The organism is Helicobacter pylori SA221C, from assembly GCF_000476855.1.
Classification (GTDB): domain Bacteria; phylum Campylobacterota; class Campylobacteria; order Campylobacterales; family Helicobacteraceae; genus Helicobacter; species Helicobacter pylori_DK.
The window spans coordinates 91,426-106,213 of the sequence record NZ_CBPT010000001.1; the positions used below are offsets into that span (position 1 = coordinate 91,426).

Consider the following 14,788-nt stretch of genomic DNA (forward strand, 5'->3'; position numbering starts at 1 on the left):
AATGGCTTTCAAAAACCTTAAAAATGGAAAAATTTGATGCGATTGAGTAACGCTGACTTGGAACGATTAAAAAGCATGGCGAATGCGCTTCGCTTTTTATGTGCAGACATGATAGATAAGGCTAATAGCGGGCATCCGGGCGTGTGCTTAGGGCTAGCTGATGTGATGGTGGTTTTAAGCTTGCACCTAAACCTTAACCCCATTAACCCTAAATGGCTCAATAGGGACAGGTTGGTTTTTAGCGGAGGGCATGCGAGCGCGTTAGCGTATAGTTTGTTGCATTTGTGGGGCTTTGATTTGAGTTTAGAAGATTTAAAGCATTTCAGGCAATTACACTCTAAAACCCCAGGACACCCCGAATTGCACCACACCGAAGGCATTGAAATCACCACAGGCCCTTTGGGGCAAGGTTTTGCTAACGCTGTGGGCTTTAGCATGGCGAGTCAATACGCTCAAAACCTTTTAGATAAAGAAGCCATTTCTCATAAAGTCTATTGCTTGTGTGGGGATGGGGATTTGCAAGAAGGCATTAGTTATGAGAGTGCTTCTTTAGCCGGGCACCTCAACCTGAACAATCTCATTGTGATTTATGACAGCAACCAGATCAGCATTGAAGGCGCTATTGATATTAGTTTTAGCGAACAGGTTAAGATGCGGTTTGTGGCGCAAAACTGGGAAGTGCTAGAATGCGATGGGCATGACTATCAAGCGATTCATGATGCTTTAGAAGAAGCCAAAAAATCCACCAAACCCACGCTTTTAATCGCTCATACGATTATTGGTAAGGGGGCTGTTGGCTTAGAGGGGAGTGAAAAAACGCATGGCTCGCCTTTAAATAAAGAAGTGTTAAAACAATCCAAAGAAAACGCTCAAATCAATCCTGATGAAAGCTTTATCATTAGCCCAAAAAACAAAATGCATTTTGAAGAAGTGAAAGTTAGGGGCGTTAGCTTAGAAGCCTTATGGGAAAAATCCTTAAGCCCTAAAACAAAAGAAAAGATCCATGCGTTAAAGGATTTTGATTTTAGCGCCATCAATTACCCCGCCTTTAAAAAAGGTGAATCTCTAGCCACGAGAGTGAGTAACGGCATGATTTTAAACGCTATCGCTAAAGAATGCGAAGGCTTTTTGGGGGGGAGCGCGGATTTAGCCCCGTCTAATAACACGCAGTTAAAACATTCTGGCGATTTCCCTTTAGGGCAAAACCTGCATTTTGGGATCAGAGAGCATGCCATGGGGGCTATCACTAACGCTTTAGCGGCGTATGGTTTGTTTGTGCCTTTTTGCGCGACCTTTTTTGTGTTTAGCGATTATTTAATGCCCAGCATGCGTTTGAGCGCTTTAATGAAACTAAAAGCCCTTTTTATCTTCACGCATGACAGCATTGGCGTGGGCGAAGACGGGGCGACGCACCAACCCATAGAGCAATTGAGCCATTTACGCGCTTTGCCTAATTTTTATGCTTTCAGGCCTAGCGATGCTTTTGAAAATAAGGCTTGCATGCAAGTAGCGTTAAGCTTGAACGCTCCTAGCGCTTTTATTTTATCGCGCCAGAATTTGCCCGTGCTAGATGAGATTTCTAAAGAGCAGGTTTTAAAAGGGGCGTATGTTAAACACCACTCTAAAAATCCCATTATCACGCTCGTTGCGAGCGGGAGCGAAGTGTCTTTGGCTTTAGAGAGCGCTAAAATTTTAGAGCGAGAAAATATCCTCACTCGAGTGGTGAGTGCGCCTTGTTTTGATTTATTGATAGAGCAAGATGAAAGCTATCTTAAAGAACTCTTTAAGGGCAAAGTCTTAGTGATTGAAGCGAGCCGTGCGATAGAGTGGTATCGTTTTGCGGATAAAATCATTGGCATGGATTCTTTTGGGAGCTCAGCAAAGGGCGATAAACTCTTTGAAAAATTTGGCTTTAGCGTTGAAAACATCACCGCTCAAGCTAAAAGGTTGCTCAACGCATGAACTTCGAAAAACTTTTTTTAGAAAAAACCCCCTTGTTTGTTTTTAGCTCTACTAGGCGTTTAAAGCATTTCTATTTAGAGCAAGGCGAAGGGTTTTTGCCTAACGCAATGAGCATGGGGAATTTTTTTGAACAGGCTTTTTACATCCCCAATAAAAAGAAAATCCCTAAAAGTGCACGCCAAATCTTAATGATAGACACCATTAAAGCTATCGCTAAAGAAAAAACATCCATTCTTGAAGGGCTTTTGCTTTTTGAAAACAGCTTTTTAGGGTATTTGGAAAGCACCTCCTTTTTGTTTGATTTGTTTGACGAGTTAAGTTCTGCTTGTATCAAACTCAATGAACTTTCTTTTAAAGACATTTACTTGGATTATGAAAAGCATTTAGAAGTCTTAGAAATGATTTATGATCGCTATGTTAAAAAGCTAGAGGAATTAGGCTTTTATGACAAAATCATGCAAGAAAAGCCCACCATTTTAAAAGAATTTTTTGAACATTTTTCCTCCATTGAATGGCATCTAGACGGCTTTATGAGCGTTTTTGAAAGGCAATGCTTACTAGAAGTGGCCGAATTAGTGCCTATCACTTTACACCTGTCATGCGATAAATACAACCAAAAATTTTTGGAATTTCTCAATCTCAAATTAGAGACAGATTGCGATTATTCCATTGATTTTAAAACCCAAAAGATCCTTTCTCAAACTTTTAATGATCAAAAAATAGAGCCAAAGCTTTATGCTAACTCCAGTTATTTAAAACAAGGCGCTTTAGTTTTACAAACCATAGAAGAGTATTTGCAAAAAGATAACGACCCTAATAAAATGGCGATCATCACGCCTAATGCGGATTTTTTGCCTTTTTTAAAACTCTTAGACCAAAACAACAATTTGAATTTCGCTATGGGCTTAGGGGCTAAAAACAGCCCTTATTATACAGAGCTTGTCAAAATCTTAGAAGATTTACAAACAAGCGATTGTAATTTAAGCGAGTCTGCTCTATTGGATTTAGAAAATATTACCCTTGCGCTTTTAGAACAACAAAGCTCTAAAGAAAAAGCGCCGTTAAAAGAAGCGCATTCTCAAATCATGCACCAGTATCATCTTCTAAAAGACACGCTTAAAAACTACAGCCTTAAAGATTTATTGCATTTGTATTTGCAAGAATTTGAAGCCAACTTCCGCTTAGACGATTCTAGTGGGGGCAAAATACGAGTCATGGACACTTTAGAGACAAGGGGCATGCAATTTGATAAAATCGTTATTGTGGATTTCAATGAAACCTGCGTGCCAAGCCTTAAAGACTGCGATTTGTTTTTAAACTCTGCTTTAAGAAAATCGCTCAACCTCCCCACTTTATTGGATAAGAAAAATTTGCAAAAACACTATTACTACCAGCTCTTTAAAAACTCTAAAGAAATGGTGCTTTCTTATATAGAGAGCGAAACTTCAAAAGCCTCTAACATGCTTTTAGAATTAAATTTGTATATAGAGCCTATCAAAGACGCTTACACGCTTTTTGCACCAAGCCCTTTAAAAGACTACCAAGAAGAAGAAATCAAAGCCGCTATCCCTAAAGATTTTAGCTTTAGCGCTAGCTCATTGAACGCTTTTTTAACTTGCAAGCGCCGTTTTTACTACCACTACATGAAACGCTTCAAAGAAAGCCCTAAAGATGAAAATAATAGCGCTGTGGGCAGTTTGCTCCATGAACTTTTAAAAGAAGCTTATGAAAAAGATAAAAACCCCTATGCGTTAGAAGAGAGGCTCATTCAGCTCTTAAAAACAAGAGAAAACATTACTCCTAAAGAGCGTTTAGACACTCTTGTAGCGCTTAAAAAAATCCAGGCTTTTTATGTTAAAGAAAAAGAACGCTTTAAGGCAAAAATCAAAATCCTTGATCTTGAAAAAAGCTTTGAAACGACCATTCAAGGCGTTGCGTTTAAAGGGTGCATAGACAGGATTGACAAAACGGCTGACAATGAGATGATTTTATTGGATTACAAATTCAAAAGCGAGTTGAAATTAGACAACATGAGTAAAACACAAAGAGAAGGCTTAAGCCCCATAGAAATCGCTCAAATCAGCACCGACTATCAAATGGCCATCTATGCGTTTGCCCTTAAAAATCTGGGCTACAAAGAGCCTATAAAAGCCTTTTTTTATGATTTAAGAAAGGGCGAATTACTAGAAGAAGAAGAGCTTACTTTGCAGGCTAAAATGGATCATTTGGAATTTTCTCTTATCCCTAAGCTCAAACAAGAAATGGTTTTTGAAAAAACTTTAGAGGCTAAAGATTGTGAATATTGCTCTTTTAAAGACATGTGCAACCGATGAAATCTAAAAAACTTTATTTAGCTTTAATCATAGGGGTTTTATTAGCGTTTTTAACCCTATCTTCATGGCTAGGTAACAGCGGTTTAGTGGGGCGTTTTGGGGTGTGGTTTGCCGCAATCAATAAAAAATATTTTGGGTATCTTTCATGGGTTAATTTACCCTATTTAGCGTGGGTTTTATTCCTCTTATACAAGACTAAAAACCCTTTTACAGAAATCGTTTTAGAAAAAACTTTAGGGCATCTATTAGGCATTTTATCTTTGCTCTTTTTACAATCTAGCCTGTTGGATCAAGGGGAAATCGGCAACAGCGTGCGTTTGTTTTTACGCCCTTTTATAGGGGACTTTGGGCTTTATGCACTGATAATGCTTATGGTAGTTATTTCTTATTTGATTTTATTCAAACTGCCCCCTAAAAGCGTTTTTTATCCTTATATAAACAAAACACAAAGCCTTTTAAAAGAGATTTATGAACAATGCTTACAGGCTTTTAGCCCTAATTTTAGCCCCAAAAAAGAGGGTTTTGAAAACACCCCACCAGATATTCAAAAAAAAGAAACCAACAACGACAAAGAAAAAGAAAACCTTAAAGAAAACCTTATTGATGAAAACCACAACACCCCTAACGAAGAATCGTTTTTAGCGATCCCTACCCCCTATAACACGACTTTAAATGATTCAGAGCCGCAAGAAGGCTTGGTTCAAATTTCCCCTCACCCCCCTACCCATTACACCATTTACCCTAAAAGAAACCGATTTGATGATTTGACTAACCCCACTAACCCCCCTTTAAAAGAAATTAAACAAGAAACTAAAGAAAGAGAACCCACGCCTACAAAAGAAACTCTTACGCCCGCAACGCCCAAATCTGCCACACTCAAACCTATCATGTCAGCACCCGTCATGCCTGCATCTGCACCCAACCTAGAAAATGACAACAAAACAGAAAACCAAAAAACCCCCAACCCCCCCATAAAAGAAGATGATTTACAAGAAAGCCCACAGGAAAACCCACAAAAAGAAAATCAAAAAGAAAATATAGAAGAAAATATAGAAGAAAAAGAAAATCTCAAAGAAGAAGAAAAAGAGGCGCAAGACGCTCCAGGTTTTAGCCCAGTAACCCCCACAAGCGCTAAAAAACCCGTTATGGTTAAAGAATTGAGCGAAAATAAAGAGATATTAGACGGATTGGATTATGGCGAAGTGCAAAAACCCAAAGATTATGAGCTTCCCACCACGCAATTATTGAATGCGGTTTGTTTGAAAGAAACTTCTTTAGACGAAAACGAGATTGACCAAAAAATCCAGGATCTATTGAGCAAACTGCGCACCTTTAAAATTGATGGCGATATTATCCGCACCTATTCAGGCCCTATTGTAACCACTTTTGAATTCCGCCCAGCCCCCAATGTTAAGGTGAGCCGTATTTTAGGCTTGAGCGATGATTTAGCGATGACTTTATGCGCTGAATCCATTCGCATTCAAGCCCCCATTAAGGGTAAAGATGTCGTTGGCATTGAAATCCCTAACAGCCAAAGCCAGATCATTTATTTAAGAGAAATTTTAGAGAGCGAATTGTTTCAAAAATCTAGCTCGCCTCTAACTCTAGCTTTAGGCAAAGACATTGTGGGTAACCCTTTCATCACGGATTTAAAAAAGCTCCCTCACTTGCTCATCGCTGGCACGACAGGAAGCGGTAAGAGCGTGGGCGTGAATGCGATGATCTTATCCTTACTTTATAAAAACCCTCCCGATCAACTCAAATTAGTGATGATCGATCCCAAAATGGTAGAATTTAGCATTTATGCGGACATCCCTCATTTACTCACGCCCATTATCACCGACCCTAAAAAAGCTATCGGGGCTTTGCAAAGCGTGGCTAAAGAAATGGAGCGCCGATATTCTTTAATGAGCGAATACAAGGTTAAAACCATTGATTCTTATAATGAACAAGCCCCAAGTAACGGCGTTGAAGCGTTCCCCTATTTGATTGTGGTGATTGATGAATTAGCGGATTTGATGATGACAGGGGGCAAAGAAGCGGAGTTTCCTATCGCTAGAATCGCTCAAATGGGGCGTGCGAGCGGCTTGCACCTCATTGTAGCGACCCAACGCCCAAGCGTGGATGTCGTAACCGGCTTGATTAAAACCAACTTGCCTTCAAGGGTGAGTTTTAGGGTAGGCACTAAGATTGATTCTAAAGTGATTTTAGACACCGATGGGGCGCAAAGCTTGTTAGGGAGAGGCGATATGCTCTTTACCCCCCCAGGAACAAACGGGTTAGTGCGCTTGCATGCCCCCTTTGCCACTGAAGATGAAATCAAAAAAATCGTGGATTTTATTAAAGCCCAAAAAGAAGTGGAATACGATAAAGATTTCTTGCTAGAAGAATCGCGCATGCCTTTAGACACCCCTAACTATCAAGGCGATGACATTCTAGAAAGGGCTAAAGCGGTGATTTTAGAAAAAAAGATCACTTCTACGAGTTTTTTACAACGGCAATTAAAAATCGGCTACAACCAAGCCGCCACCATTACTGACGAATTAGAAGCTCAAGGCTTTTTATCCCCAAGAAACGCCAAAGGCAACAGAGAGATTTTGCAAAACTTTTAGGCTTTGTTTTCATTGAATGTTGGCAATAGAAACATTATTTTTAATTTTTAAAAAGTTACCGCTTGCTTTTCGCAAGCTTTTTATGATTGATTTTAAAAATGCCTGTGCGCATTTTTTAGGCTTTACCACCAATCCTTCATTAAAAACAAAAACTTTTCTCAATGATACAAACGACACCAACCTTTCATCTATTAATCAAATATTATCTGTGGTTTCCCTAACTCCTAGTAAAATTACCTAAAAATTTCATGTTCAAGGATAGCCATGAGCCCCCAACCCGCCACCAAAAAACCCTTAAAATCCCTTTTAGCCGCTAGTTCAGGTAATTTAGTGGAATGGTATGACTTTTACGCTTATGCGTTCTTAGCGCCTTATTTCGCTAAGGAATTTACCCACACCAATGACCCTACTCTAGCACTCATCTCAGCTTTTTTGGTTTTTATGCTAGGGTTTTTCATGCGCCCTTTGGGGAGTTTGTTTTTTGGTAAATTGGGGGATAAAAAGGGGCGTAAAACTTCTATGGTGTATTCCATTATCCTTATGGCGCTAGGCTCTTTTTTGCTCGCATTGCTCCCCACTAAAGAAATCGTAGGGGAATGGGCGTTCTTGTTTTTATTATTGGCCAGGCTTTTACAAGGCTTTAGCGTGGGAGGAGAATATGGTGTGGTCGCTACTTACCTCTCTGAATTAGGCAAGAATGGCAAAAAAGGTTTTTATGGCTCTTTCCAATATGTAACTTTAGTGGGAGGGCAACTCTTAGCTATTTTTTCGCTCTTTATCGTTGAAAACATTTACACGCATGAGCAAATCAGCGCGTTTGCTTGGCGTTATTTATTCGCTTTAGGGGGTATATTAGCCCTACTCTCGCTCTTTTTAAGAAATATCATGGAAGAAACCATGGATAGTAAAACAACTTCCAAAACCACCATTAAAGAAGAAACCCAAAGAGGCAGTTTAAAGGAATTGCTCAACCATAAAAAAGCCTTAATGATAGTCTTTGGGCTAACTATGGGAGGGAGTTTGTGTTTTTATACTTTTACGGTGTATTTAAAAATCTTTTTAACCAACAGCTCATCGTTCAGCCCTAAAGAAAGCAGTTTCATCATGCTTTTAGCGCTCTCTTATTTTATCTTCTTACAACCCCTATGCGGGATGCTTGCGGATAAAATCAAACGCACCCAAATGTTGATGGTTTTTGCTATCACAGGGCTTATTGTAACGCCTATTGTCTTTTATGGTATCAAGCATGCCACTAGTGTGTATGAAGCCCTATTTTATGAAATACTCGCATTAAGCAGCATGAGTTTTTACACTTGCATTGCTGGGGTCATTAAAGCGGAATTATTCCCTGAACATGTGCGAGCGCTTGGCGTGGGTTTGGCCTATGCGATTGCGAATGCACTTTTTGGAGGGAGTGCAAGTTATGTAGCGTTAGAGTTCAAACAACATGGTTTTGAATGGGGGTTTGTGGGCTATGTCATGTTTAGTATTGTTATCTTTATGGTTATGGTTATCATATTCCCTAAAAAAACCTATTTGGAATGAATCTGTTTTTATTTAATTTTTGCTATAATTTTTCCTTTTAAAAGGATTCTTGCATGCAAAATGGGTATTATGCGGCCACGGGAGCCATGGCTACACAATTTAACCGCTTGGATTTGACCTCTAATAATTTAGCTAATTTAAACACTAATGGCTTTAAAAGAGACGATGCGATTACAGGCGATTTTTTAAGGCTTTACCAACAATACCGAGAGCAACTGCCTTTAGAAGATCAAACTAAAGCGAGCGCGAAGTATTTAAACCGCAACCTCAATCGTGTGCCTATTTTATCAGAAATCTATACCGATAGGAGTCTTGGCGCGTTTGAAGGAACGCATAACCCCCTAGATTTTGCCCTAACAAGCCCTAACCTCTATTTTGCGATACAAACTAATGAGGGCGTCGCTTATACCAGAGATGGGCATTTTAGCGTGGATAAAGACGGCTTTTTAGTTACTCTTAATGGCTTTAGGGTGCTTTCTCGTTCGGGCTTGAACGAAAAAGGAGGGATCATGCTCATGCCTGACGCTGAAATTGAAGTCAATCAAAATGGCGGAATCACTTTTAGGGATAATGAAGCTCAAATTCAAGCGGGCGCGTTAGCTTTAGTGAGTTTTAGCGAACCTAAAAACCTTAAAAAAATAGGGCAAAACCTTTATACTTATCAGGGCGAAGGCGTCCATCAAGTCTCTGACTCTGGCGCGTTAAAACAATACATGCTAGAAAAAAGCAATGTCAATGCGGTGCGTGAGATGAGTGCATTGATTGGAATCAACCGCTTTTTGGACATGTATTCTAAAGTGCTAAAAACCCATCAAGATGACATGAACGCTGAAGCGATCAACAAACTCGCTACAAAAGCTTAGACTTTTGGCGATTTTAAAATTCATAGGAGGGTTTTTGCGATACCCTAACTCCCTAATAGCGCTTTTTAAAAGCCTTGTTAATCTTTTTTATATAGGATTAGTTTTAAAAGAGTTTAAAGAATTAAATGTCTTTTCTTTTGTAATCGCTTGCAAAGTAGACGGTAACGCAAGCTTCTCTTTATAGCCGCTAACTACTCAACAATAATTCAATTTTTAATTATTTCGTTTGTTGTTTAAAAACGCTCTTTATTGTGGTATTCTGTAAGCAAACGCCCCCATTTTTCTTGTTGTGGTTCTTGTGTTTTAAACTCGTTTGTGGTAGGATATTCTCATTAAGGTTTGAGACGCTACAGTTGATGCCGTCTCTATAATGATTAGGGAGTGTCCCAATGGTTTCTAATTCCCTTAATGTTTTTATCGCCCCAATCAAGTTTTTTGATTACCCACTTGATTATCAGCGTTCATTTTAAGATAGAGCCATTCCAAAAGCTTGTAAAAATTTTCTTTCTGTTTCCACTAAATTAGGGTTTAAGAGCAAGTCATTCTTTAAAGCACTGGTATAGGCGGTGTGTGAGCGAAAACTTTTGTTTTTTAAGTCCAATTTGATTTTATCTTTTTGGCTGAAACAATCTTCAATATTTTTGAAATTTTTAAAACTATCATCGCAATCATTGAGTTTTAGAATGTTGAGCTTATTCTTTAATTCCTTATTCAACTCTTCGCATGCCTTACCCCTTGTATCCCCATCCACTAATAGCGTGGTGTTTGGCTCTTCTTGAACTAAAGTTTCTAAAATTTGTTTCATTTGTGGCTTTTTTGATTCTTTTAAATCATCATTCCCTAGTCCGTTAACGGGTAAAAACACGATGTTTAAAAACGCCATGTCTAAGGAGGTCTTTTTTTCTTGTTCATAGAGCAATTTAAACGCACTCAAATAATTGTAATCGCTAATGCCTTCTACAAACAAAAGGCGATCGTTTTCATTGAGAGTCTTATGGTTCGCACATATTAATTTTTTTATAACCTTTGAAGGAGTGCTATCATTTAGATCTCTAGATGTAAATTGATTGACACTCACACTACGCAAATCCTTATTTACTTTCAAAAATTTTAGTTCATCTAAATAATCTAGATTTGCAAAATAGAGATTGTGCGTGCTTATCACAAAAGTAATCCCTTTGTCTTGCCCTAATTTTTTTAAAAAATTGTGGCACTCTATGCATGTAAGTGCAGAAAGCTTAGAAAATCCTTCATCTATAATAACAATAGAATTAGGTTTTAAATGAGAATTACATAAGAGATTGAAAAACAAATCAAAATACCACCTAAACCCTTCGCTTTGATGGTCTAACACTAAAACTTCTTCTTTTTCTTCCTTGCTTCTCTTAAAAAGTGAGAGTGAGATCTCTTGACTGTCTAATTTAAAATCAAATTCATAATAAAAATCTTCATTTTTATTTTGAAAATACATTTGATTGAAATGTTTAGAAACCTTTTCATTGATAAGCTTTTCATATTTTCTTTCTGCTTGGTTTAAATAACCTCTCTGTTTTTTTTCTGTATAAGCGTTATAAGCTTCCTTTATTTCTTTAAAAGCATTTTGATCGATCGCATTAAACAAGAGTTCAAAAAAACTCGCTTTGAGTCAAATCATCTGGCGTTGTCATCAAATCTTCAGCTTCAAAACTCTTTGTGGGTTTGTAATAAAAGACTTGACCTAGTTTAGAATGCAAGAAATGTTTTACATCCGCATACTTTTCTAATGGGTAATCTTTTAAAACACTTTCCATATTCTCATAATCCACATGCGAACCTAAAGTAGGATTTTTTAAAATAGGTTCTTCTAAATCTATTGTGGGGAAATTGGGATAGTTTATATGGTTCCAATTATTACCATTGTATCGGTCGACACATCCTTTTACAAGTTCTCTAAATTGCTCTAAATAAGACTGCATGTATTCTAGCGTTGTCTCTTTATTAACAATATTGTCAATTATTTCTCCTATCTTTGTAATATCTAATCTTAGATAACCATTCCATTTATTAGTGATTTGTTCTAATTCTTGCTTTAATTTTGTCTTGCAATCAGACAAATCTTTTTGAAATTGCTTTTTTACTTTTATTACAACTTTTTCATTGCTTAAAAGCTGATCAATTTCGTTAAAAAGCTTTAACAAACTGTCTTCATTATTTGTGCGATTAAGCTTGTTGATAAAGTCTGTTTTAGTATTGGCTTCTAACCCACCTAAACTATTGAGTAATGCAAAACAAACGCTTTTAAGTTGCTCGGTTGTTGGGGTTAGAGAATACAAGACTTCATCATTCTTAATCTCTATATTTGCCTTAAACACATTGTTTTGATATTTGCCACTTTTTTCTTCTGCACACAACCCTAACTGCGTGATCGCATCTTTAAACCCTAAATAATTAGGGGTGCAGTTTTTCTTAAATTCATTTACATGCTCACTAAAACACCCTAAAGCTTTCAATAAATTGCTTTTACCGGTATTATTCTCACCTAGAATAATAACCAAACCGCCCAACTTATCGCCATTAAACGAATTGTTAAGATACAGCCTTTCATCTTTTTCTTGCTCGTTTTGAACACCAATATTTTTATAATTCTTGACCTCTAAGTAGCGCGTGGTTACTTTTAAAGGCTCTGCATCGTTACTATTGTTGGGGGGGTAACTTGCGCCTTGTTTGTATTCTCTTCTTTTTTGTTGTTATGATGATTGCTCATGTGGATTTTTCCTTTCTTGGCTCGTTTTTAAGATAATTCAAGCGGATTTTTTTCATCCGTCTCTCAAGCTTGGTTAAAACTATTCATTATATCTAAATTTCCAACCACTGCTATTAATTTAGATTAAATGAACCCCACCTTTAATACAGTTATTTTATTTGCCCTATTAAGTGGTATTCTAAAATGCTTTTTTGCTTCCTCTCGCATGCCTTAAACTCTAAACGCTCTAAAGGATTAACAACAGATAAAAGATAGGGTTTCTCACTCAAATTCAATACCACTACAAGCACATAATCATGGCTATAAGTTTGCGCTTGATCATATTCTTTTTGAGTCAATCTCAATGTCCCTTGCTTTTCTCTAATCCCCTTAACTTCCACTAAAAACGCCTGCTTGTTGGTTTGAATATAGAAGTCATACCCATCGCCAAAAAGACGCATGTCTTTTAAACTCCCACAAGAAAACACTTCCATATTTTTATAGTGGTTTAAAAAATACAACTCTGCCTCTAAGCCTGTTTCTTGCATGCTTTTATAACGAGTTTTAAGGTAAGCGTTAGGGGTAATGCCTAAATCTTTGATTCCGTATTGTTCTTGCAAAAACAATTTCACAATATGGCTAAAACCCTTAACGCTTTCATTTCCAAACAAACTATCAATCCATAATTTTCTATGGATATAGGCATCGCCTTTTTGCCACCAACCTTTGCGTTTGTTAGGAAAAAAATAATCAAATAAATCCATGCGATTTTTGATAACGCCAGTCGTGTCAGCTAGGCCAATTTGAACGCAATATTCAAAAAAGGCGTTTTTAGTAGAAAAACCAAATTCTTTAATAAAATCATTATCAAATTTTGCCAAAGCATAGCCTATGAGATTTAAAATTTCATAGTTCTTATGTTTTGCCATAGAAGCTAAACGCCCTAATCAATCTTTAATATCGCTAAAAACGCTTCTTGGGGAAGCTCCACCTTACCGATAGCTTTCATGCGTTTCTTGCCCTCTTTTTGCTTTTCTAAAAGTTTTCTTTTTCGTGTAATATCGCCCCCATAGCACTTAGCCGTTACATTCTTACCAACGGATTTGATCGTCTCTCTGGCGATGATTTTATTCCCCACGCTCGCTTGGATAGCGACTTCAAAAAGCTGTCTTGGGATAAGCTCTTTCATCGTTTCCACTAAGGCTCGCCCCTTTTCATACGCCTTGTTTTTATCTATAATGATAGAAAGCGCATCCACCACATCGCCTGCCACCCTCACATCCAATTTCACCAAATGGGCCTCTCTGTTTTCTATAGGCTCATAATCAAAGCTCGCATACCCTTTCGTGCAAGATTTGAGTTTGTCATAAAAATCCATCACAATTTCATTGCTCGGCAAGGAATAAGTGAGCATGACACGAGACTGGTTTAAATATTCCATTTTTTCTTGAATGCCTCTTTTATTGTTCAATAACTGCATTAAATTACCCAAAAATTCACTCGGCGTGATGATTACCGCCCTCACAAAAGGCTCTTTGATGCAAGCGATATGGTTTTCAGGGGGCAATTCGCTAGGGTTTTGAATGTATTTGATGCTATTATCCGTCAAATGCACTTCATACACCACCGTGGGAGCGGTAGCGATTAAGTTAAGGCCAAATTCCCTTTCCAGCCTTTCTTTGATTACTTCCATGTGCAATAACCCTAAAAAGCCCACCCTAAAGCCAAAACCAAGCGCCACCGAGCTTTCAGGCTCAAAATTTAAAGCGCAATCGTTAAGCTGGAGTTTCAATAACGCTTCTCTTAAATCTTCAAACCGGTCCGTTTCTATAGGGTAAAGCCCCGCAAAAACAAAGGGTTTAGCCGGCATAAAGCCTTCAATGGGTTCAAAGGTAGGGTTTTTAGCGTCTGTGAGCGTGTCGCCCACCGCAATATCCGTAACGCTTTTTAGCCCTAAACTCACAATACCAATCTCGCCGCATTCTAAACTTTTGGTGGGGATTTTTTTCAAAGGGTTAGGGTAGTATAGCCCTAAAACGCCGTGTTTTTTACCCGTTCCCATCACTAAAATTTCTTGCTCGGTATTAATGCTCCCATCCATGATACGCACCAACGCTAGCGCCCCTAAATAATTGTCAAACCATGAATCATAAATGAGCGCTTTTAAAGGAGCGTTAGGATCACCGCTAGGGGCAGGAATGGTGGTAATGATTTTTTCTAACAAATCTTTAATGCCTAGCTTAGCTTTAGCGCTCACTTCATTAGCGTTAGAGCAATCAATCCCTATCGTGTCTTCTATATCCTGTTTGACTTCCAAAACATTCGCATTAGGCAAATCAATTTTATTGATCACCGGTAAAATTTCTAAATTGTTATCTAAAGCGATATAAGTGTTTGCAATGGTTTGCGCTTCCACGCCTTGAGTGGCATCCACCACCAATAACGCCCCTTCGCACGAACACAAAGAGCGCGACACTTCATAGCTAAAATCCACATGCCCTGGGGTGTCAATGAGGTTTAAAATGTAATCCTCTCCCTTAAAAGTGTAATTCAGGCGCACGCTTTGAGCCTTAATCGTAATGCCCCTTTCTTTTTCAATATCCATCGTGTCCATCACTTGGCTAGTCATCTCTCTATTACTGATAGCGTTGCATTCAAAAATCAAGCAATCCGCTAAAGTGCTTTTACCATGGTCAATGTGAGCGATAATGGAAAAATTGCGGATATTTTTCATTGGCGTAGGCGTCTTTT

Annotated in this window: 8 protein-coding genes and 1 pseudogene; 6 read left to right on the forward strand and 3 right to left on the reverse strand. The window is 38.2% G+C overall.

Annotated features, from left to right (window positions below):
- Positions 1–36 precede the first annotated feature (36 nt).
- Genes tkt through QU01_RS00490 form a run of 6 tightly spaced genes read left to right on the forward strand, consistent with a single transcriptional unit; the run spans position 37 to position 9,315 of the window.
- Positions 37–1,962: a transketolase gene (gene tkt / locus QU01_RS00470; RefSeq protein WP_033761363.1), complete on the forward strand. Its 1,926-nt coding sequence runs from the start codon at positions 37–39 to the stop codon at positions 1,960–1,962.
- Positions 1,959–4,295, forward strand: coding sequence for an ATP-dependent deoxyribonuclease AddB (gene addB / locus QU01_RS00475; protein ID WP_033761365.1), 2,337 nt, complete (start codon positions 1,959–1,961; stop codon positions 4,293–4,295). Before tkt ends, addB begins: the two co-directional genes overlap by 4 nt.
- Entirely contained in the window at positions 4,292–6,907 is a 2,616-nt protein-coding gene (locus QU01_RS00480; RefSeq protein ID WP_033761366.1) for a DNA translocase FtsK, read from the forward strand. The genes addB and QU01_RS00480 overlap by 4 nt, the downstream gene beginning before the upstream one ends.
- Before the next feature lie 16 nt (positions 6,908–6,923).
- Positions 6,924–7,148 carry a hypothetical protein gene (locus tag QU01_RS08195; protein WP_154213337.1) on the forward strand — a complete coding sequence of 75 codons (225 nt, stop codon included), beginning with the start codon at positions 6,924–6,926 and terminating at the stop codon, positions 7,146–7,148.
- A gap of 23 nt (positions 7,149–7,171) precedes the next feature.
- Positions 7,172–8,452: an MFS transporter gene (locus tag QU01_RS00485; RefSeq protein ID WP_033761367.1), complete on the forward strand. Its 1,281-nt coding sequence runs from the start codon at positions 7,172–7,174 to the stop codon at positions 8,450–8,452.
- A gap of 53 nt (positions 8,453–8,505) precedes the next feature.
- Entirely contained in the window at positions 8,506–9,315 is an 810-nt protein-coding gene (locus QU01_RS00490) for a flagellar hook-basal body protein (protein ID WP_033761368.1), read from the forward strand.
- Positions 9,316–9,781: 466 nt separating this feature from the next.
- Here the strand turns inward: QU01_RS00490 and QU01_RS08490 are convergent.
- From QU01_RS08490 to lepA, 3 genes and pseudogenes are all read right to left on the reverse strand, one after another.
- Positions 9,782–11,858, reverse strand: a pseudogene (locus QU01_RS08490) (hypothetical protein).
- Between the two features lie 349 nt (positions 11,859–12,207).
- Positions 12,208–12,966 carry a protein NO VEIN domain-containing protein gene (locus tag QU01_RS00505; protein ID WP_033761372.1) on the reverse strand — a complete coding sequence of 253 codons (759 nt, stop codon included), beginning with the start codon at positions 12,964–12,966 and terminating at the stop codon, positions 12,208–12,210.
- A 14-nt stretch (positions 12,967–12,980) separates the two neighbouring features.
- Positions 12,981–14,771 carry a translation elongation factor 4 gene (gene lepA, locus QU01_RS00510; protein WP_033761583.1) on the reverse strand — a complete coding sequence of 597 codons (1,791 nt, stop codon included), beginning with the start codon at positions 14,769–14,771 and terminating at the stop codon, positions 12,981–12,983.
- Between the last annotated feature and the right edge of the window lie 17 nt (positions 14,772–14,788).

Excerpts from the sequence above, each read along its gene's own strand:
- tkt (WP_033761363.1), top strand. The coding sequence starts at position 37 with ATGCGATTGAGTAACGCTGACTTGGAACGATTAAAAAGCATGGCGAAT.
- addB (WP_033761365.1), top strand. The coding sequence starts at position 1,959 with ATGAACTTCGAAAAACTTTTTTTAGAAAAAACCCCCTTGTTTGTTTTT.
- QU01_RS00480 (WP_033761366.1), top strand. The coding sequence starts at position 4,292 with ATGAAATCTAAAAAACTTTATTTAGCTTTAATCATAGGGGTTTTATTA.
- QU01_RS08195 (WP_154213337.1), top strand. The coding sequence starts at position 6,924 with ATGTTGGCAATAGAAACATTATTTTTAATTTTTAAAAAGTTACCGCTT.
- QU01_RS00485 (WP_033761367.1), top strand. The coding sequence starts at position 7,172 with ATGAGCCCCCAACCCGCCACCAAAAAACCCTTAAAATCCCTTTTAGCC.
- QU01_RS00490 (WP_033761368.1), top strand. The coding sequence starts at position 8,506 with ATGCAAAATGGGTATTATGCGGCCACGGGAGCCATGGCTACACAATTT.
- QU01_RS00505 (WP_033761372.1), bottom strand. The coding sequence starts at position 12,966 with ATGGCAAAACATAAGAACTATGAAATTTTAAATCTCATAGGCTATGCT.
- lepA (WP_033761583.1), bottom strand. The coding sequence starts at position 14,771 with ATGAAAAATATCCGCAATTTTTCCATTATCGCTCACATTGACCATGGT.